The sequence below is a fragment of the Tateyamaria sp. GN1-10 genome (assembly GCF_055693845.1).
In genome coordinates this window covers 2,034,652-2,051,519 of sequence record NZ_JBVFUR010000004.1, presented here as the reverse complement: position 1 = coordinate 2,051,519, position 16,868 = coordinate 2,034,652, and the positions used below count along the sequence as shown (strand labels likewise).

Below are 16,868 nucleotides of genomic sequence, written 5' to 3'. Positions count from 1 at the left end.
TTTTGTTGGGAGCTGCCCATGAAAACCGCACTTGTCACCGGCGCCGCACGCGGGCTGGGCCGCGCCATCGCCGCCGACCTCGCACAAGATCATCATGTCGCCATCACATGGCGCGGCACCAACCCGGCAAGTCTATTGGCCGACCATCCCGACATTGCCGCCTTCCAAGTGGACCTTGCAGACCCCGGTGCCACAGCAGCCCTGCCCCGGAAAGTCATCGACCGGTTCGGTCACCTCGACCTGATCGTGAACAATGCGGGCAGCATCCTGACCGATGATGCGGAAAACTACGACGCCAAAACGGTCGAAACCAACTTCAATGTCAACGTGAACGCCCCCATGGGGCTGGTCGCGGCGGCCCGCGACCACCTGCAACCCGGTGCCGCCATCGTCAACATCTCTTCGCAAAACGCCCGCATGCCTGCAATGATCGCGCACAGCTATTCCGCCAGCAAAGCCGCCGTCGACACCTGGACCAGGATCGCAGCCAAGACCCTGGGCCCGAAAGGTATTCGCGTGAACGCGGTCGCCCCGGGTGCCGTCAACACACCCGAAGCGACCAGACCAGAGGACGTGACCGAAATGATCGCAAAGGACACAGCACTCGGCCGACTTGCCACACCCGAGGATATCGCCGCCGCCGTCCGCTTCCTCGCCTCCGACGCCGCAGCAGGCATCACGGGCGTCATCCTCGACGTCAACGCAGGCTACCGTCTCTGACACACACCCGTCGTTTTCATCGTTGCTGATCGCCCGTTGCGGATACGCACATCAATTGGGCAAAAAACAACAACCCAAAATAGAATTTCAAAGCGCTGAATTGACCTGAAATACAAATCATTGCGAAAAATCCGGAATCAATTTAATAATTAAGTATAAAAAGATATATTTTTTACTTTTTTTGACTGGGGAAGGTTATGAAAAAGCTATTTGCCACCGCTCTTTTTTGCACTGTTTTCGCAAGTGCAGCATCAGCAGTCACCATCAACTTCGAAGACTTTGACGAAGGCGACGTGCTGGGTATTGGCACGGATCTTGGTGGTGGTATCCTTGCCGACGTCACCGCAATCGGTGGCATCGCACAAGCTGTTGTGTTCGACACCGCCAGCGGGACCGTCAGCGCCGGAAATGACCCGGACTTGACGTCGCCCTTCACCAATGCCGAGGACAGCAGCGATCGCCGCGGCTTTGGAAATGCGCTGATCGTTCAGGAAAACGCAACCGGTGGACCAGACGATGTTGTCGGAGGATCTCTGATCTTCAACTTCGACGCGCTGTGGTCTTTCGCCTCGCTGTTCCTGCTCGACGCCGAAGTGGGCACAAGTGCGACCCTCTTCAACGGAAGCGACGAAGTGGCATCGTTCACTTTGGATAGAAGCAATGAGTCCGAAACGGGCAGCAACCCAAACAACAACGAATTCACGCTGCTTGGTTTTGCCGGGGCCGTCGGTGATACTCTTCGGATTGATTTCGCTGGGTCAGGCGCACTTGGTGAGTTCGAACTCAGCGCCGTGCCGCTTCCGGCAGCATTTTCGCTGCTTCTGGCGGGGCTCGGCGGGCTGGTATTGGTGCGGCGACGCCAAACGGCCTAGACAACCTCGGAATACAAACAGAAAACACCGCAGCATCGTCTGCGGTGTTTTGCGTTGGGCTATTTCCCTTGAGCCTCCTCAAGCGCAGGCAGGAACCGGTTTTCGTAGTCTGACCCCACGAGCGGCCCCTGATAGCGGAACAGCACGGTCCCCTCACCGTCCAGGATAAAGGTCTCTGGCGGGGCCGTGACCCCCCAGTCGATGGCCGATCGCGCCGCCGGATCAAACGCCACAGCGACAAAAGGATTGCCATCCTCATCCAGATACCGGGACGCAGGCCCTTCGGTATCGCGGAAATTCACGCCAATGATCGGAATACCGTCCGCCGCCATCTCCAACAGCTTCGGATGCTCGGCACGGCATGGCGGGCACCAAGACGCCCAGAAGTTCACCAGCGTTACCTCACCCCGCGCCAGATCTCCCTCGGCAACGGGTGTGTAATCCGCCAGTTGCGCATCCGTCAGCGGCGGCGCTACCGCACCCACCCGGGTCGAGGGCAATTTATCCGGGTTGTCCCGGAACATCCCCACCGCGGCCAAAGCAACGAAGCCAGCAAAAATCCCGATGGGGGCCAGCATGAGCGGAGAGATTTTAGCCATTCCGCCCGCTCCGCTTTTCCACCGCATCCATCTCGGCCCGCACTCGACGGCCTCGCCACAGGGTCAGCACCACGATGCCCACCAGCAACACAATAGACACGGCATAGGCCGACAGCACGGCATCGGCGTATTTCCCAAGATCAGGCATCACGCCCCCTCCGCATGCAGGCCGGCGCTGCGCGCCTCCCGTGCGATCAATGCCCGCGTCCGACGCAGCCGGATTTCGGTCCCCGTGCGGTACAGAACCAGCGCCAGAAACAGCAGGACAAATCCCCCGATGCATACCAACAAGGGGATATAGAACACGTCGGCCACGTTCTCTTCCTTGTCCAGCGACAGCGACGCGCCCTGGTGCAGGCCCTGGTTCCAGAACAGCACCGCATAGCGGCTCAGCACAGCAAAGACGGTGCCCACCAGACACAGGATCGATGTCAGATCCGCCGCAGTATCCGGGTCCTCGATCGCCTCCCACAAGGCGACATAGCCAAGATAGAAAAGGAACAGGATCAGAAAGGATGTCAGGCGCGGATCCCACGCCCACCATGTCCCCCACATCGGCTGCCCCCAGATTGCCCCGGTGAACAGCGCAATCAACGTCATCACGATGCCCACAGGGGCCGCCGCCTTGGCCGCCAGTGCCGACACGTGGTGCCTCCGCACAATCCAGATCAGGGACGCCACCAGCATCATGAACCACGCATTGATCGCCATCAGGGCCGATGGCACGTGCAGATAGATGATCTTGACGGTCGATCCCTGCCGGAAATCATCCGGCGTGAAAAAGAACCCCCAGACCAGCCCTATACCCAGACAGATCGCGGCCCCGGCCCACAGCCATGGCTGCACCCGTTCGCTCAGGCGCAGAAACTTGACCGGATTGGCATATTCCCAAAGTGACATGGCTTGTTCCTAAACCCTCGCTTGTCCCTTCTCAATCGACAACGACGTTACCGCAGGTTCACCCGCAGCACAGCCCCTGCGGCAAATGGCATCGCCGCCAGTACGGCCAGGGTGATCCCGGCCAAAAGAAACAGCGGCGTATTGGGATCAAGACCGTGCGCCGCCCGCCGCGCCGCCTCTGCGCCAAAGATCAGCGTCGGCACATAAAGCGGCAACACCAAGAGTGACAAGAGCAGCCCGCCGCGCTTGATCCCCACGGTCAACGCCGCACCAAAAGCCCCGATCATCGACAAGGCAGGCGTCCCAAGCGCAAGGCTCAGCACAAGCACACCATAGCCCGACGGGGCCAGGTTCAACAGCACGCCCAAAACGGGTGCGGCCAGCACCAAAGGCAAGCCAGTGGTTACCCAATGCGCCGCCGCCTTCACGGCAACGATGCCCTCAAGTGGCAGGGGGGATGTTGCAAGCAAATCCAGCGCCCCATCCTCCCAATCCACGGCCAAAAGCCGATCCAGCGACAGCAGGCACGCCAACAACGCACCCAGCCACAGCACCCCCGGCGCAATCTGGGTCAACAACGCCGATTGCGGCCCCACGCTGAACGGCACCAACACGACGACGATCAGGAAAAACGCCAGCCCCAGGCCAAAGCCGCCCCCAGCCCGCAGCGCCAGCGCGAGGTCACGGAAAAACAGCGCTCTCACAGAAACGCCTCATCGGCCGACGCCATCTGTGCGGCCGCCGCGCGAAAGCCCGAGACATCCAATGTCTCCGCCTCGATCCCCAGATCGATATGGGTCGCCATCAACGCCGACCCGCCGCGCGCCAAATGCCCACGCACCGCATCAGCAAAAAGCGCAACCGAAGCGGCATCCAAGGACACCGTCGGCTCATCCAGAACCCACACATCACGGCCCGTCACCATCAACCGCGCAAGACCCAAACGCCGCTTCTGCCCCGCCGACAACTGTCCAGCCCGGCGCTCCACCAAATCCTCAAGATCAAAGGCGGCCAATGCAGGTGCAATATCCGACTGCCCAAACACCGACGCCCAAAACCGCAGGTTCTCGGCCACCGTCAATGATGCCTTCAACCCATCCGCATGGGCGGCATAGGCGATCCTGTCTTCGGCCCCATGCACCTGCCCGGCCATAGGCACCTGCAAACCAGCCACGGTGCGCAACAACGTGGTCTTGCCCGACCCGTTCGGCCCCCGCAACACCAGCGCCTGCCCCCCGGCAGGGAAAAAGACACACCAGCCAGCACCGGCACACCGCCACGGCCCACGGCCAGATCAGTGACTTTCAATTCCATGCCACAGCCGTAACCTATTGCGCGCAAGCACAAAACCCCGCGCGATCCTTCCCTGTTTCAAAAAATCCTCGGGGGGATGCGTCAGCATTGGGGGCAGACAGCCCCCTCTCCGCTCTCAAACAGGCAGAACGGCCAGCGCAATGCGCCGTCCCTCACTCAAAAGCACGTTATAGGTCCGTGCCGCCGACGGGGATGACATCACCTCGACCCCCAGACCGGCCCCCTCCAATTGGGACCGCAGCTCAGACGGAATATGCGCAATCTCTGCCCCGGTGCCCATAAACAGGACATCCACCTGCCCGGCCAGGTCAAGCAGCGGCTCAAGGTCATCATACCCACCCCAACCGCCGGTCCCGGTCGGCGCAGTCAACAAACCACCCTCTACGACCTTTCCGCCAATGCGGAAAAAGCCGGGGCCATAGCCCTCGACCGGCTGGGCGTCGGTATACGTGATCTCGTTAAGGCGCATGCCCCATCTCCCAAATCGGCAGTCCAAGGATAGCGGAAACCGCGATTACGATATAGGCTACGGCGCGAAAAAGTCGCTCGGCCTTCGGGTCAAACAGCCACGCGCCTGCAACATTGGCGAGCATGTAAAGCGGCACCAGCACAAGCCCGATCAGCACGGCCTGCGCATCCAGCAATCCGAACACCAAAAAGATGCCCAGCATCATCACATCGATGCCCAGAAGGTACAAAAGAAAGTTGGCGCGGATCACGGCGATGGCCTTGGCCGACGCCATGTACAGCAGGATGACCGGCGGCCCCGGAATACCGGCCAAACCACCCAGAAACCCGCCAAAGGTGCCGACCCCCGCAATCATGCGCGGCCCCATAGGCCCGGAATAGCGCCAGCCCGACAGCAAAGCGCCCAGCAGGATCAAAATGGCGACCGACACGCCCCAGCCGAACATCTCCGGCTCGACAAAGGACAAGGTCCACAGCCCAACAGGCAAACCGACAGCCACGCCCAGCAACAAGAATTTCGCTTCGTTCAGATCTCCGTCGCGCCACGCGGCGCGCAGGTTGGGCAACGGTCCCCACAGCTCGACCACGACAAGAAACGCAAGGGCGGCAAAGGGCGACAGAACCGAACTGGCCGCTGCCATGATGATCATGCCCGACCCGAACCCGGCAAAGCCACGCACCAGCCCCGCCGCAATGATCGCCACCACCAGCCACCACAGCCCGGGCAACGCCAGTGTTTCCGTGATCAGTTGCGCCATCATACCCTACGCTCGCAGCGTTGCGCGCTTGGGCCTAGGGCCAGTTTGGGAACGTGACTAAGCCAAGGAGGCTTCAAGCGTCCACATTCGCAAACTGGTTTCCAGCATTGGCATCCGGTTTGGACCAGTCCCGCTTGACGCCCAACCACAACAGAATGGTCGATGCGACAAAGACGGAGCTATAGGTCCCCACGATCACACCCCAGATCATCGCAAACACGAACCCACGGATCACGTCGCCACCCAAAACATACAGTGAAATCAGCGCCAGCAGCGTGGTGACAGAGGTCATGACGGTCCGGCTCAGCGTCTCGTTGATCGAGATGTTCAGCACCTCGTTCAGCGGCTTCTTCTTGTACTTGCGCAAGTTCTCCCGCACCCGGTCGAACACAACAACGGTGTCGTTCAGCGAATAACCCACAATGGTCAGCAGGGCCGCGATAATGGCCAGATCAAACTTGATCTGCAGTTCCGAAAACACCCCGATGGTCAGGATGACGTCATGCACGAGGGCCACCACGGCCCCCAGCGCAAACTGCCACTCAAAACGCAGCCAGATGTAGATCAGCACCGCTCCGATGGCGAGAATGACAGCAATGGCCGCCGTCTGGATCAGCTCGCCTGACACTTTGGGGCCAACCGATTCCACTGAAGGGAAGGTGATCTTGTCATAGGAAAAAGAGAGGCTGTTTACGGTGATACCCGAGCCAGAGGCGCTGTCACTGATCTGATCAAGAATGGCAAATGTACTCCCGGTCGGAAACAGGTACCGCTGTGTGTCCACACTTGTGTCGCGAATTCCGCCGAATTGTTCAAATCGTACAGGGAGCTGGGTTTCATCTCCAGACTGCAGGCTGATGTCCAGAACGAGCCGACTGCCCGTCGCGTTCCCGAGAGCATGCTGCACCTCGCGGATGGTCTCGGGCGTCACCGCCTCCTGCCCCTCTTGCGCCTGGATACGGATCATCGCCACGTTCTGATCGGCGTCAAAGGTCGGGTCAAACACCTCGGTGATTGAAATATCGCCCAGCTCCAGCACAGCCATCGCGTCGCGGTACACACCGATGTCGACCGGCTGCGTGCTTTCGGTCCGCACCGTGGTGCCGCCCCGAAAGTCGATGCCAAAGTTCAAACCCTGAATGGCAAAGGACGCAAAGCCAACCACCATCATCAGTGCCGAAATACCCAGCCACAGCTTCCACCGGCTGAAGAAATCGAAATTGGTGCCCTGTTTGACCAGCTTCAGTCGCATCTTACACCTCGATTGTCTTGGGGCGGCGGCGTTCAAACCACATCACCACCATCAGCCGCGTCACGAAGATCGCGGTAAACACGGACGTCAAAATGCCCAGACCCAGCGTGATCGCAAAGCCGCGCACCGGGCCAGAGCCCATGGCAAACAGGATCACAGCCGTGATGAAAGTCGTGATGTTGGCATCCAGAATGGCCGACAGCGCCTTCTCGTACCCAAGCTCGATAGCCCGCGCAGGCCCCCGCGCCGATTTCAACTCTTCGCGTATCCGCTCGAACACCAGCACGTTGGCGTCCACCGCCATACCGACAGTCAACACGATGCCCGCAATCCCCGGCAAGGTCAGCGTGGCCCCAATCATGCTCAGCAAACCAAAGATCAGGCCAATGTTGATGATCAGCGCGATATTGGCAAACAGCCCAAAAAGACCATAGCTCAGTCCCATGAACACCAGCACGGCGGCAAAGGCGATCATGGTCGCGATCTTGCCCGCGTCAATGCTGTCCTGCCCCAATTCCGGCCCAATGGTCCGTTCCTCAAGGAAGGTCAGTTCCGCAGGCAAAGCCCCCGCACGCAACAGAATGGCAAGGTTCGTCGACTCCTCGACATTGAAGTTGCCGGCGATAATCCCCGACCCACCCGGAATATGGCTCTGGATCACGGGCGCGCTCACCACCTCGTCATCCAGTACAATGGCAAAGGGCGACCCGATATTCTCCGCCGTGTAGTCCCCAAAGCGACGGGCACCGGTCGTATTGAAGCGGAACGACACCGCGGGGCTGCCATTCTGGTCAAAGCTCGGCTGCGCATCCACCAGATCCTCACCCGTCACCACAGGCGCACTTTCAATGATGTAGAACAAACCCGGCTCGTCCAGCGATTTCACTAGCTTGTTGCCAATGCCCGGGGTTGCGTTTTCGTCCGACGTCCGGTTCACAACGGGGTTAAAGGTCAGCTGCGCGGTCTGTCCGATCAATATCTTCAGCTCGGCCGCCGATCCGATACCCGGCACCTGAATAAGAATACGGTTACTGCCCTGGCGCTGAATGGTCGGCTCACGCGTCCCGGCTTCATCAATCCGGCGGCGCACGATCTCAAGCGATTGCTGCACCGTCCGCTCGTCACTCGCCAGCTTTTCCTCGTCGCTCAGGCTGACAACAATCACATCCGCCCCATCAGCACGGACCACGATGTCATTCGCGCCCACACCGGTCAGGGTCTGCACCGGCTGCGCCAACGTCCGCACCACCTGCAAGGCACGCTGCAAGCCCGCAGGCTCGCCAATGCGAATGCGCAGCTCGTCAGATGCCGAAGGCTGCAAGCGAATGGTGCCAATGGTTGCCCGTTCAGGGCGCAGAATATCCCGGATCTCGGGCCAGCTCGCCTCCATGCGGCTGGCATAGACATCCTCGACCTGCACCTCGGCCAGCAAATGCGCCCCGCCCCGCAGGTCCAAACCAAGGTTCACCAGCGCCGACGGCATAAAGCCCGGCCACTGCGCCAGTATCTCCTGGTTCGCGGGCGTATCAGCGCCCAACTCGATGGCCTGTGCGGCATCATTGTGCTGCTCAACCCGGGTGTAAAACCCGTTCGGCAGGGCCAGGATCAGGCCAAGCGCACACAGCGCCCAGATCAGAACCCGTTTCCAGCTCTCGATCTGAAGCATTACTTCGCGGGCTCGGTCTTGTTCAGAACCTGCGCGATGGTGGATTTGACGACGCGCACTTTCACGCCCTCGGCCAGCTCCACCTCGACCTCATTGTCTTCCTTGACCTTGGACACTTTGCCGATCAGGCCACCTTGGGTGACGATCTGATCACCCCGGCGCAGTTGCTCCACCATGGCGGCATGCTCTTTGACCTTCTTTTGCTGAGGGCGGATCAGCAGGAAATACATGATCGCAAAGATCAGGATCAGGGGAATAAACTGGCCGATGGCTTCCATGGGAATTGTCCTTGGTCTTGGGGCGGATTCTAGGCCCGCTTCAGAGTTTGGCAGAACCTATGGTCGGGGGCGGGTCAGCGCAAGGCGGAAACTCTTGCGAAAACGGGTTTTGACCTGCTTTGCATTGAGTATTCCCCGTGCCATCCTGCGCCAATGCGGGCTGTCCGACAGTTTGGTTTGCTTCCAATCGTTCTTGTGCTTCTTCTGTTGCAGGACCCAGTGGCGCGCGCAGAAACTGCGGGTTTGCCCCTGCTGCCGGAAAAAGATCACGCTGATTGGACCGCCATCGGGCGGCTCAACATTGCTGGCTTTCGCATCCGGCGCGCGTGCACAGGCACATTGATCGCTCCCCGTTGGGTTCTGACTGCGGCGCATTGTGTGGTCGAATCTGACGGCGTCCCGGAACAACCCGGAAATGTGCATTTCGTCGCCGGCTGGCTGCGGGGGGATTTCGTTTGGCATGGCCGTGCAAAGTCCGTTCACGTACACCCTGATAGTGCGCGCGGTCCGGCAGGTGATCTGGCGCTCATAGAATTGCAAGGCCCAGCCCCCACGGAGATCATTGAGCCGATCCCGATTGCGATGCACGCCCCGCACTTGGATGAAGCAAGCGCCATCATCGGCTACCAATCTACCCGCGCAGCGATGCTCAGCGCGGCGTTTGAGTGTCCCGTGACACAGGTGCTGGGCGCTGTCCGTATCCTGAACTGTCTCGTCATTCCTGGTTTGTCGGGAAGCCCCGTCCTGTCCCGAACGGCTCAGGGGTGGCAGGTCCAAGCCGTGGTCTCAGCCCGCGTCGAACGCGACGGACGCGCACAAGCACTGGTTGTTGCGCCAGGCGTATGGGCATCCGAAACGATCAATCAATCGCCCTAAATCGCGAGCGTCTGGACATGGTCAAACCTTAACACCCCCTTACCCCACCCTCACGATGGGGGTGCACAGGGGGTGTACGGATGCTGCACCGGGGGTGACACCCCGTTTGCCCCCCTTTTCCCGGACCGCATGATGGGGCATATGACCTCCACCGAAACACCAAGACCAGAGGCCAGACATGCACGACATCCGCGCCATTCGCGACAATCCCGCCGCCTTCGACGCCGCCCTTGCGCGCCGTGGGGACGCTGCGATGTCGTCGTCTCTTCTGGCCTTGGACGAGGCCCGCCGGGCCAAGATCCTCGCCGCCGAAACCGCGCAGGCCGAACAGAACAAGGCCAGCAAGGAAGTGGGCGCCGCCAAGGGCCGTGGAGACGAGGACGAATTTCAACGTCTCCGCGCCTTAGTGTCTGAAAAGAAAGCAGAAATCGCACAGATGCAAGAGGAGGCCAAGGCGCTCAACGCCGAGCTGACCGACGCCCTTGCGCGCATCGCCAACCTGCCTGCAAGCGACGTGCCGGACGGCGCGGACGAGCATGACAACGTCGAAATCCACCGTTGGGGTAACCCGCAAAACTTTGATTTCGACGCAAAAGAGCATTTCGATATCGCGGGTGTTACGGCCTCGATGGACTTCGAAACCGCTGCCAAGACCTCCGGCAGCCGCTTCGTCATGCTCAAAGGATCGGTCGCCCGCATCCACCGCGCACTGGCGCAATTCATGATCGACACCCATGTCGATCAGAACGGTCTGACGGAGGTGAACAGCCCCGTGCTCGTGCGCGACGATGCCATGTATGGTACTGATAAACTTCCCAAATTTGGCGAAGACAGCTACCGGACCGAGGACGGCATGTGGCTCGTTCCCACCTCCGAAGTGCCCCTCACCTACACGGTCGCAGGCGACATTCTGGACGAAGCCGCCCTGCCCATCCGCATGACCGCCCACACCCTTTGCTTCCGCTCCGAAGCGGGCAGCGCGGGTCGTGACACGGCAGGCATGCTGCGCCAACACCAGTTTGAGAAAGTCGAGATGGTGTCGATCACCCATCCCGACGCCTCCGAGGATGAACAACAGCGCATGCTCGGCTGTGCCCAAGGTATCCTTGAAGCCTTTGAAATTCCTTATAGAACGGTGGTTCTCTGCACAGGTGACATGGGTTTTGGCGCACGCCGCACCTACGACATCGAGGCGTGGTTGCCCGGCCAGAACACCTATCGCGAGATCAGTTCGGTCTCAACCACCGGCGACTTCCAGGCCCGCCGCATGAACGCCCGGTTCAAGCCTGCAGATGGCGGAAAACCACATTTTGTTCATACACTTAACGGCTCTGGCCTTGCCGTGGGTCGCTGCCTGATTGCCGTGCTGGAAAACGGCCAGCAGGCCGACGGTTCGGTTTCTCTGCCCGCGGCGCTGACCCCCTATCTTGGCGGCAAGTCAACGTTGTCAGCAGACGGAACGCTGGCCTAAATCTTCAAGGAGCCGGGGCGGTAATCGCCCCGCTTCTGCCTGCGCTCGTCGACCGAGGCATGAATTTCCCATTTGGAAAGAGGGCCTTGGCGCCACTTCTTCAACAAGGACCAACCTGTGTCGATATCCACATCCGCCAGCGGATCAGGATCGCTGGGTGGAAACCTTGTGCCCGGTTCAAGCGTCAAACGCCCGGCCCCCTGCACCACCCAATCCAGCGCAATCATCGACAACGGTTGGGCCGCACCCGATCCACCCACAATGCTATGATCGCCGACAAACCAAATCTGCTGATAGGGGCGCAGCGGCCCGGTATCCCCGTGGTTCAGGCCCTTGTCGCCATCCAAGTTGTCCCACTTCGCAGGCCTGTACATCACCCGCCGTTCATCCAATGCCAGCGCATGCCGGGCCGATTGCACAAGGCTGGACAGCGCCATGTCATGGAACTTGTACTGCCTGTTCCACATGGACGCGATCGGCCCCAGCAGTGACGGGGGAATGCCCCGCGCGCCCACAGTATCCCAGACGCCAAGGTATGAAATCTCGACCAATCGGGAGGTATCGTTGCGCCATGCCAAGTCACTGACAGACGTACCGAATTTCGGCGACATCGCGCGCCGTGCTTCGCGGATATGAGGGGCATCCGGATGATTGCGCTTGCCCCGCTTGCGATAAAGGTCGAATGCGGCATTCACACCCTCGGTGCTTGTATCGGTAATGATCCCGCACTTGCGGATCATCCCCGCGACCGACCGCGCTGTGAATGCGCCCCTTGAAAAGCCGAACAAATAAATTTCGTCCCCTGCCTGATAGGCTTGAGCCAGAAACTGATAGGCCTGTTTGACCTTGGCATCGAGACCCCAGCCGAACGCCCCGCCGCCCCACCTGTTCAGGAACTTCTTGACCGGGCCATCGAACCGACGGTCAGTGCCAATCCCGGCAAAATAGGCAGCCACTTGTTCCTTGCTCGGATCGTTAACAAGCGCGCGTTTGAGTTTGTGCACGCTGGTGGGTTCTTGCATATCGGGAGAGTTCCATGTCCCATCACAAAAGATCGCAATGCGTGTCATATCTATTCAAGTCCTTGAAATACGGTCGAAAGCACTAAACTATGACAGCAAGGTTACCGGCCTTGTGAAATTTGTAAACGGTGGAAAACCATGCCTGCGGTTGTGTTGATCCTTGCCCTGGCCTTTGCAGCGTCCCCATTTTGGGTGCCGGGGTTCGGGGGGTTTGATGCCGATCAGTTCCCGATCCCGCAGGTTGATCCGCCGGTACAACCCGAAGGGTACGCGTTTGCCATTTGGGGCGTGATCTATCTCTGGCTCATCATTGGCGCGGCCTTTGGTGTGTTGCGCCGCTGGAATGCGCCAGACTGGGCAGAGATGCGCATCCCTCTTGCCGTTTCGCTGACCGTCGGCAGTATCTGGTTGCCAGTGGCGGTCCGCAGCCCGGTTTGGGCAACAATACTGATCTGGGTGATGTTGGTCAGTGCGTTGATCGCGCTTTGGCGCAGCCCTCGCCTTGATCCTTGGGCTGCCGCCTGGCCCGTTGGGCTTTACGCTGGTTGGTTGAGCGCGGCGAGCTGCGTCGCTTTGGGCTTGCTGCTGGCAGGGTACGGACTGACATCCGAGCAAACGGCTGCGTGGCTGATGGTGGCTACTGCGGTTGCTCTGGCATTCATAGTCCAAAACGCGCTGGGTCGTGCGCCAACTTATGGCATTGCCGTGATCTGGGCCTTGGTAGCCGTGACAGTTCAGAACGGGTTTGACCTGCGGTCTGTGGGCGCACTGGCGCTGCTTGGGTCCATCATCATGGTGTATCCGGTGATCCAGTCTACGACACAGAAAACATAGTGTCCCCGCGGGGACAGCTTTGTTTTCAACATTTTAGGTGCTTTAAATCTGGTTAACGCACTAGCTGCGTCGCCCTTCGGTGTGTTTGCGCAGCTTTGACGGCCCCGCCTTCTTGCGCCCCTTGTACGGGTTTGCATCATTTTGCCCGCGCATGAACAGACGGATTGGCGTACCGGGCATGTCAAAGTCCAGCCGCAAGCCATTCACCAGGTAGCGATTGTAGCTTTCGGGCACCTTGTCGGGGTGCGAACACATGACGACAAACCCCGGCGGCCGGGTCTTGGCCTGCGTCATGTAGCGCAGCTTGATCCGCTTGCCCTGGGGTGCGGGTGGTGGGTGCTGTTCCAACATACCCGTCAGCCAGCGATTCAGTGCCGCCGTAGGCACACGGCGGTTCCAGACGTCGTAGGCACGCATGATGGCGCCGTGCAGCCGATCCAATCCACGTCCAGTTTTGGCCGAAACGGTAACCAGCGGTGCACCTTTGAGTTGCGGCAACAGCCGTTCGAAACTCTCCTTCAGTTCTTTCAGCTTGGCTTGCTTGTCGTCCTCGATATCCCACTTGTTAATGGCGACAACGACGGCCCGCCCCTCACGCTCAGCCAGATCGGCAATGCGTAGGTCCTGCTGTTCAAAGGGAATGGCCGCATCAAGCAAGACCACCACCACTTCGGCAAACTTCACGGCGCGAAGACCGTCGCTGACAGACAGTTTTTCCAGCTTTTCCTGCACCTTGGCCCGCTTGCGCATGCCTGCGGTATCGAAGATGCGCATGGGCGTGCCGTCCCAATCCGTGCGCAAACTGATCGCATCGCGGGTGATCCCCGCTTCCGGGCCGGTCAACAGGCGATCTTCGCCAACGATCTGGTTGATCAAGGTGGACTTGCCCGCGTTCGGTCGCCCCACAACGGCAACCTGCAGGGGCTTGGCGTTGGTGGGCTGCGGGACGTAATCGGGATCGTCTTCATCCTCGTCCACGGTTACATCTGTTTCCGGGGCCTCTTGGGCGTTCGTTTCTTCGTGGAGATCCGCCAAGGGTTGCAGTTGGGCATAGAGATCGTTCAGCCCTTCACCGTGTTCAGCAGACAGGCGGATCGGTTCCCCAAGCCCGAGCGAGAACGCCTCAAGCACGCCCGCATCCGCTGCGGACCCTTCCCCCTTGTTGGCTGCCAGCAACACGTGATCCGCGCGCTTGCGCAGGATGTCGGCAAAGATTTCATCGGTTGGCGTCACACCGGCCCGTGCGTCGATCATGAACAGGCACACATCGGCCATGTCCACGGCACGTTCGGTCAGCCTGCGCATGCGGCCCTGCAGGCTGTCGTCGGTCGCTTCCTCAAGCCCGGCCGTATCAATGACGGTAAAGCGCAGGTCAGCCAGCCGCCCGGCCCCTTCGCGCAGGTCGCGGGTCACACCGGGCTGATCGTCAACCAAGGCAAGGCGTTTGCCCACAAGGCGGTTAAACAGCGTGGACTTGCCCACATTGGGACGTCCGACAATGGCGAGGGTCAAGGTCATGAGGTTTGTATCCGAAAGATCAGATCGCGCACATAGACCATTCACGCCCCTACTTAAAGGGGTGTGACTTTGACTTATCGATAAGCCAGCAATTGGCCCTTGCGCGACACGACGTACAGGGTTTGGCCTGCCACCACGGGGGCCGTGGTTGCCCCGCCGGGAATCTCTGTCCGACCTGTAAGCCCGCCAGAGACCGGGTCAAAGCTGCGCAATGTGTCATCTGACGATGCGACCAGCAACCGGCCACCCGCCAATACCGGTCCATGATGCGCAAACACTTCAGATTGCCGCAGGGGGCGATCCTTGACGAAGTTTGGCAGGCGCGTGCCCCAGACACGACTGCCGTCTTCAGCGTTCAGACGGACAAGCTCGTTCCGGTCGGAAATCAGGAAAACGCTTCCGGCCACGGGCAACACGGTATCAATCGCCCCTTCCGGGCTGGTCCAGATCGGCGCGCCAGATCCGGCGTTCACCGCGACCGTGCGACCCGATTGGTTACCAGCGTAGATCACGCCATCCTTGGCAATGGGACGGCCTGTGACATCATCCACCTTGGCAAGAGCGCGGCCCTGACGTTCGCCCAGCACGGATGCATCCCAGCGGCGCAGACCACCTTGACGGAACACGGCCTGCATTTCACCCGAACCGAAGGAGAACACTGCGAGGCCATCCGTCACGATAGGCGCAGGCCCACCCAAGACGTTTGTGCGGGTTTCGGAACTGCTGACCTGCCACGCGATGCGGCCACTGTCTTTCTCCAAAGCCCAGCCAGTGTCGTCCCCGGCCATGACATAGACGAGATTTTCAAAGGCGGTTGGGCGCCCAACGCCGATGGCTTCCAGTTCCTGTTCCCAAATCGTGCCGCCGGTTCCGACATCGAGGGCGGTCAGCGTGCCCAGCCCGCTTGAAACGAACAGGATGTTGCCATCAACGGCAAGACCACCGCCCGTTCCCTCGCCACTGTTGGCGCGATCCGTCAGGACGTCCCGTTGCCACAGCACCTGGCCAGACGTGGACACCGCCGTAACCGTCGTTTCGGCATCAAGTGTGAACACACGCCCGCCCGAGACGACAGGGTCGGCAACGATGCGGTGTTTGCGGCTGTCGCCCGCGCCAATATCCACGGACCAGATCGGCGTCAGTGTTTGACCCAGCTGCGGGTGATCGGTTCGAAATGCAGGTGTGCCAAAGCTTTGTGCCGCATCGGTGTTTGCCACTTGTGGCGGAAGGGCGATGTCGCGCGCAGCATCTGTCAAAGCCTCAGCTTCGGCGGTATCGGCCGTCAAAACTGCGGTCACAGGTTCGCGCTTGCCCGGCAGAATGATCTCCCGCTCGGAACAGGCCGCAACAATCGTCAGCGCCACGGTTGCCAACAGGATACGTTTACGGGTGTTCCAAACCATACCCAAATCCCCCATCGTCCGGCCCATCTTGCTTATTCTCCAGCGGTCTCTGTGGCTTCTGGCGCGCCGCCCAGCGCCACCATTGCCTGTAGGGCACGACGTTGCAAGCCCGGGGTCGCCTCGGCATCATCCATGATGGACTGGAAGCGGGCGATGGCCGCATCCGGGTTGCCGGTTTCGATATCGATCAGCGCAAGCTGTTCTTCGGCCAGAAGGCGCATACGAACGCCCGGAACGGCCAATGCCTCGAACCCCTGACGACGCGTATCTGCATCCTGCGTTTCACTTTGCAACATCAGCGATTTGAACGTGGCGATCTGGCGATAGATCAGCGGCAGCTCGGGCGATTGTGCAATAGGTTGCAAGGTCTGGATCGCATCGTCTGCGCGACCTGCTTGCGACTGCGCACCTGCTGTCATGAAAGCGAGAATCGCGGCGCCTTCTGCTGTGTCGGCCGTAACCCCGGTCAGTGCGTCGGCGCGCGCGTCATCTTCGTTTGATGCCAATGCGGCCAGCATTGCGTCACCCAGCGCTTGTGCGTTGGATTCTGCCTGCGCCCGGCGGTATTCATTGAAACCCGCAGCACCAACGATGCCCACAATCACGATGGCTGCAATCCAGCCATAGCGACGCACATAGCCATACAATCGGTCGCGACGCACCTCTTCGGTGACTTCGTCAATAAAGCTGTCGGTATCACTCACGCCCGCGCTCCCAATATCGTGGCGGATTGGCTCCGCCTCACCCTTGTTTTCCGAGCCGTCTTACAGGGATGCCGCGCCCAAGCCAAGAGCATGCATCCGCTGCTTGCACTGCGTCAATTGGGCATCATTGCGATGCCGCCTCAAAAAAAGTAATCTGAACTGGTTAGTTTAGACGTATGAAACTCTATATAGCACCCGACCCGTCATCACGTT

Annotated in this window: 18 protein-coding genes and 1 pseudogene; 5 read left to right on the top strand and 14 right to left on the bottom strand. The window is 60.1% G+C overall.

Annotated features, from left to right (window positions below; all coding sequences use genetic code 11):
• Nucleotides 1-18 precede the first annotated feature (18 nt).
• On the top strand, nucleotides 19-720 hold the full coding sequence (locus ACZ1HN_RS11960; RefSeq protein ID WP_472727660.1) for an SDR family NAD(P)-dependent oxidoreductase: 702 nt from the start codon (nucleotides 19-21) through the stop codon (nucleotides 718-720).
• Between the two features lie 197 nt (nucleotides 721-917).
• Entirely contained in the window at nucleotides 918-1,592 is a 675-nt protein-coding gene (locus ACZ1HN_RS11955; RefSeq protein WP_299206729.1) for a VPLPA-CTERM sorting domain-containing protein, read from the top strand.
• A 59-nt stretch (nucleotides 1,593-1,651) separates the two neighbouring features.
• Here ACZ1HN_RS11955 and ACZ1HN_RS11950 read toward each other — a convergent pair whose 3' ends face one another.
• The 10 genes and pseudogenes from ACZ1HN_RS11950 to yajC form a co-directional block, all read right to left on the bottom strand.
• Nucleotides 1,652-2,191 carry a DsbE family thiol:disulfide interchange protein gene (locus ACZ1HN_RS11950; protein WP_299206731.1) on the bottom strand — a complete coding sequence of 180 codons (540 nt, stop codon included), beginning with the start codon at nucleotides 2,189-2,191 and terminating at the stop codon, nucleotides 1,652-1,654.
• Nucleotides 2,184-2,339 (bottom strand): heme exporter protein CcmD, encoded by a 156-nt coding sequence (gene ccmD / locus ACZ1HN_RS11945; RefSeq protein WP_299206732.1) that lies wholly within the window; start codon nucleotides 2,337-2,339, stop codon nucleotides 2,184-2,186. Before ccmD ends, ACZ1HN_RS11950 begins: the two co-directional genes overlap by 8 nt.
• On the bottom strand, nucleotides 2,339-3,091 hold the full coding sequence (locus ACZ1HN_RS11940) for a heme ABC transporter permease (protein ID WP_472727659.1): 753 nt from the start codon (nucleotides 3,089-3,091) through the stop codon (nucleotides 2,339-2,341). Before ACZ1HN_RS11940 ends, ccmD begins: the two co-directional genes overlap by 1 nt.
• 47 nt (nucleotides 3,092-3,138) lie before the next feature.
• Nucleotides 3,139-3,795: a heme exporter protein CcmB gene (gene ccmB / locus ACZ1HN_RS11935; protein WP_472727658.1), complete on the bottom strand. Its 657-nt coding sequence runs from the start codon at nucleotides 3,793-3,795 to the stop codon at nucleotides 3,139-3,141.
• Nucleotides 3,792-4,405: pseudogene (ccmA, locus tag ACZ1HN_RS11930) on the bottom strand (heme ABC exporter ATP-binding protein CcmA). The gene ccmB and the pseudogene ccmA overlap by 4 nt, the downstream one beginning before the upstream one ends.
• 115 nt (nucleotides 4,406-4,520) lie before the next feature.
• Nucleotides 4,521-4,874, bottom strand: a complete 354-nt coding sequence (locus ACZ1HN_RS11925) for an Mth938-like domain-containing protein (protein WP_472727657.1) — start codon at nucleotides 4,872-4,874, stop codon at nucleotides 4,521-4,523.
• On the bottom strand, nucleotides 4,864-5,634 hold the full coding sequence (locus ACZ1HN_RS11920; RefSeq protein ID WP_472727656.1) for a TSUP family transporter: 771 nt from the start codon (nucleotides 5,632-5,634) through the stop codon (nucleotides 4,864-4,866). The genes ACZ1HN_RS11925 and ACZ1HN_RS11920 overlap by 11 nt, the downstream gene beginning before the upstream one ends.
• Nucleotides 5,635-5,704: 70 nt before the next feature.
• Nucleotides 5,705-6,883, bottom strand: a complete 1,179-nt coding sequence (secF, locus tag ACZ1HN_RS11915; protein ID WP_472727655.1) for a protein translocase subunit SecF — start codon at nucleotides 6,881-6,883, stop codon at nucleotides 5,705-5,707.
• A gap of 1 nt (nucleotide 6,884) precedes the next feature.
• Nucleotides 6,885-8,549, bottom strand: coding sequence for a protein translocase subunit SecD (secD, locus tag ACZ1HN_RS11910; RefSeq protein WP_472727654.1), 1,665 nt, complete (start codon nucleotides 8,547-8,549; stop codon nucleotides 6,885-6,887).
• A complete protein-coding gene (gene yajC, locus ACZ1HN_RS11905) occupies nucleotides 8,549-8,827 on the bottom strand; it encodes a preprotein translocase subunit YajC (RefSeq protein WP_299206748.1) in 279 nt (92 codons plus the stop codon). Before yajC ends, secD begins: the two co-directional genes overlap by 1 nt.
• A gap of 153 nt (nucleotides 8,828-8,980) precedes the next feature.
• Between yajC and ACZ1HN_RS11900 the strand changes: the two genes are divergently transcribed.
• Together ACZ1HN_RS11900 and serS are read left to right on the top strand one after the other, a co-directional pair.
• Complete coding sequence (locus tag ACZ1HN_RS11900; protein WP_472727653.1) at nucleotides 8,981-9,703, top strand: trypsin-like serine peptidase; 723 nt, start codon at nucleotides 8,981-8,983, stop codon at nucleotides 9,701-9,703.
• Between the two features lie 178 nt (nucleotides 9,704-9,881).
• Entirely contained in the window at nucleotides 9,882-11,174 is a 1,293-nt protein-coding gene (gene serS / locus ACZ1HN_RS11895) for a serine--tRNA ligase (protein WP_472727652.1), read from the top strand.
• On the opposite strand, the gene ACZ1HN_RS11890 is transcribed toward serS, so the two are convergent.
• Complete coding sequence (locus tag ACZ1HN_RS11890) at nucleotides 11,171-12,244, bottom strand: DUF2235 domain-containing protein (RefSeq protein WP_472727651.1); 1,074 nt, start codon at nucleotides 12,242-12,244, stop codon at nucleotides 11,171-11,173. The two genes, serS and ACZ1HN_RS11890, sit on opposite strands and share 4 nt — an antisense overlap.
• Before the next feature lie 90 nt (nucleotides 12,245-12,334).
• Between ACZ1HN_RS11890 and ACZ1HN_RS11885 the strand changes: the two genes are divergently transcribed.
• Nucleotides 12,335-13,030, top strand: coding sequence for a hypothetical protein (locus tag ACZ1HN_RS11885; protein ID WP_472727650.1), 696 nt, complete (start codon nucleotides 12,335-12,337; stop codon nucleotides 13,028-13,030).
• Nucleotides 13,031-13,090: 60 nt separating this feature from the next.
• Here the strand turns inward: ACZ1HN_RS11885 and der are convergent, their stop codons facing one another.
• From der to ACZ1HN_RS11870, 3 genes are all read right to left on the bottom strand, one after another.
• A complete protein-coding gene (der, locus tag ACZ1HN_RS11880; protein WP_472727649.1) occupies nucleotides 13,091-14,548 on the bottom strand; it encodes a ribosome biogenesis GTPase Der in 1,458 nt (485 codons plus the stop codon).
• A 74-nt stretch (nucleotides 14,549-14,622) separates the two neighbouring features.
• Nucleotides 14,623-15,951 (bottom strand): outer membrane protein assembly factor BamB family protein, encoded by a 1,329-nt coding sequence (locus tag ACZ1HN_RS11875; protein WP_472727648.1) that lies wholly within the window; start codon nucleotides 15,949-15,951, stop codon nucleotides 14,623-14,625.
• 32 nt (nucleotides 15,952-15,983) lie between these two features.
• The gene (locus ACZ1HN_RS11870; RefSeq protein WP_299206761.1) at nucleotides 15,984-16,655 is read right to left on the bottom strand and encodes a hypothetical protein; all 672 of its coding nucleotides are present in this window, start codon (nucleotides 16,653-16,655) and stop codon (nucleotides 15,984-15,986) included.
• Between the last annotated feature and the right edge of the window lie 213 nt (nucleotides 16,656-16,868).

Bases quoted from the DNA above. Each gene is read 5' to 3' on its own strand.
- ACZ1HN_RS11950 (WP_299206731.1), bottom strand. From the start codon at position 2,191: ATGGCTAAAATCTCTCCGCTCATGCTGGCCCCCATCGGGATTTTTGCT.
- serS (WP_472727652.1), top strand. From the start codon at position 9,882: ATGCACGACATCCGCGCCATTCGCGACAATCCCGCCGCCTTCGACGCC.
- ACZ1HN_RS11940 (WP_472727659.1), bottom strand. From the start codon at position 3,091: ATGTCACTTTGGGAATATGCCAATCCGGTCAAGTTTCTGCGCCTGAGC.
- ACZ1HN_RS11885 (WP_472727650.1), top strand. From the start codon at position 12,335: ATGCCTGCGGTTGTGTTGATCCTTGCCCTGGCCTTTGCAGCGTCCCCA.
- ACZ1HN_RS11955 (WP_299206729.1), top strand. From the start codon at position 918: ATGAAAAAGCTATTTGCCACCGCTCTTTTTTGCACTGTTTTCGCAAGT.
- ccmD (WP_299206732.1), bottom strand. From the start codon at position 2,339: ATGCCTGATCTTGGGAAATACGCCGATGCCGTGCTGTCGGCCTATGCC.
- secD (WP_472727654.1), bottom strand. From the start codon at position 8,549: ATGCTTCAGATCGAGAGCTGGAAACGGGTTCTGATCTGGGCGCTGTGT.
- ACZ1HN_RS11900 (WP_472727653.1), top strand. From the start codon at position 8,981: ATGCGGGCTGTCCGACAGTTTGGTTTGCTTCCAATCGTTCTTGTGCTT.
- der (WP_472727649.1), bottom strand. From the start codon at position 14,548: ATGACCTTGACCCTCGCCATTGTCGGACGTCCCAATGTGGGCAAGTCC.
- ACZ1HN_RS11960 (WP_472727660.1), top strand. From the start codon at position 19: ATGAAAACCGCACTTGTCACCGGCGCCGCACGCGGGCTGGGCCGCGCC.
- yajC (WP_299206748.1), bottom strand. From the start codon at position 8,827: ATGGAAGCCATCGGCCAGTTTATTCCCCTGATCCTGATCTTTGCGATC.
- ACZ1HN_RS11890 (WP_472727651.1), bottom strand. From the start codon at position 12,244: ATGACACGCATTGCGATCTTTTGTGATGGGACATGGAACTCTCCCGAT.
- ACZ1HN_RS11920 (WP_472727656.1), bottom strand. From the start codon at position 5,634: ATGATGGCGCAACTGATCACGGAAACACTGGCGTTGCCCGGGCTGTGG.
- ACZ1HN_RS11875 (WP_472727648.1), bottom strand. From the start codon at position 15,951: ATGGTTTGGAACACCCGTAAACGTATCCTGTTGGCAACCGTGGCGCTG.
- ACZ1HN_RS11925 (WP_472727657.1), bottom strand. From the start codon at position 4,874: ATGCGCCTTAACGAGATCACGTATACCGACGCCCAGCCGGTCGAGGGC.
- secF (WP_472727655.1), bottom strand. From the start codon at position 6,883: ATGCGACTGAAGCTGGTCAAACAGGGCACCAATTTCGATTTCTTCAGC.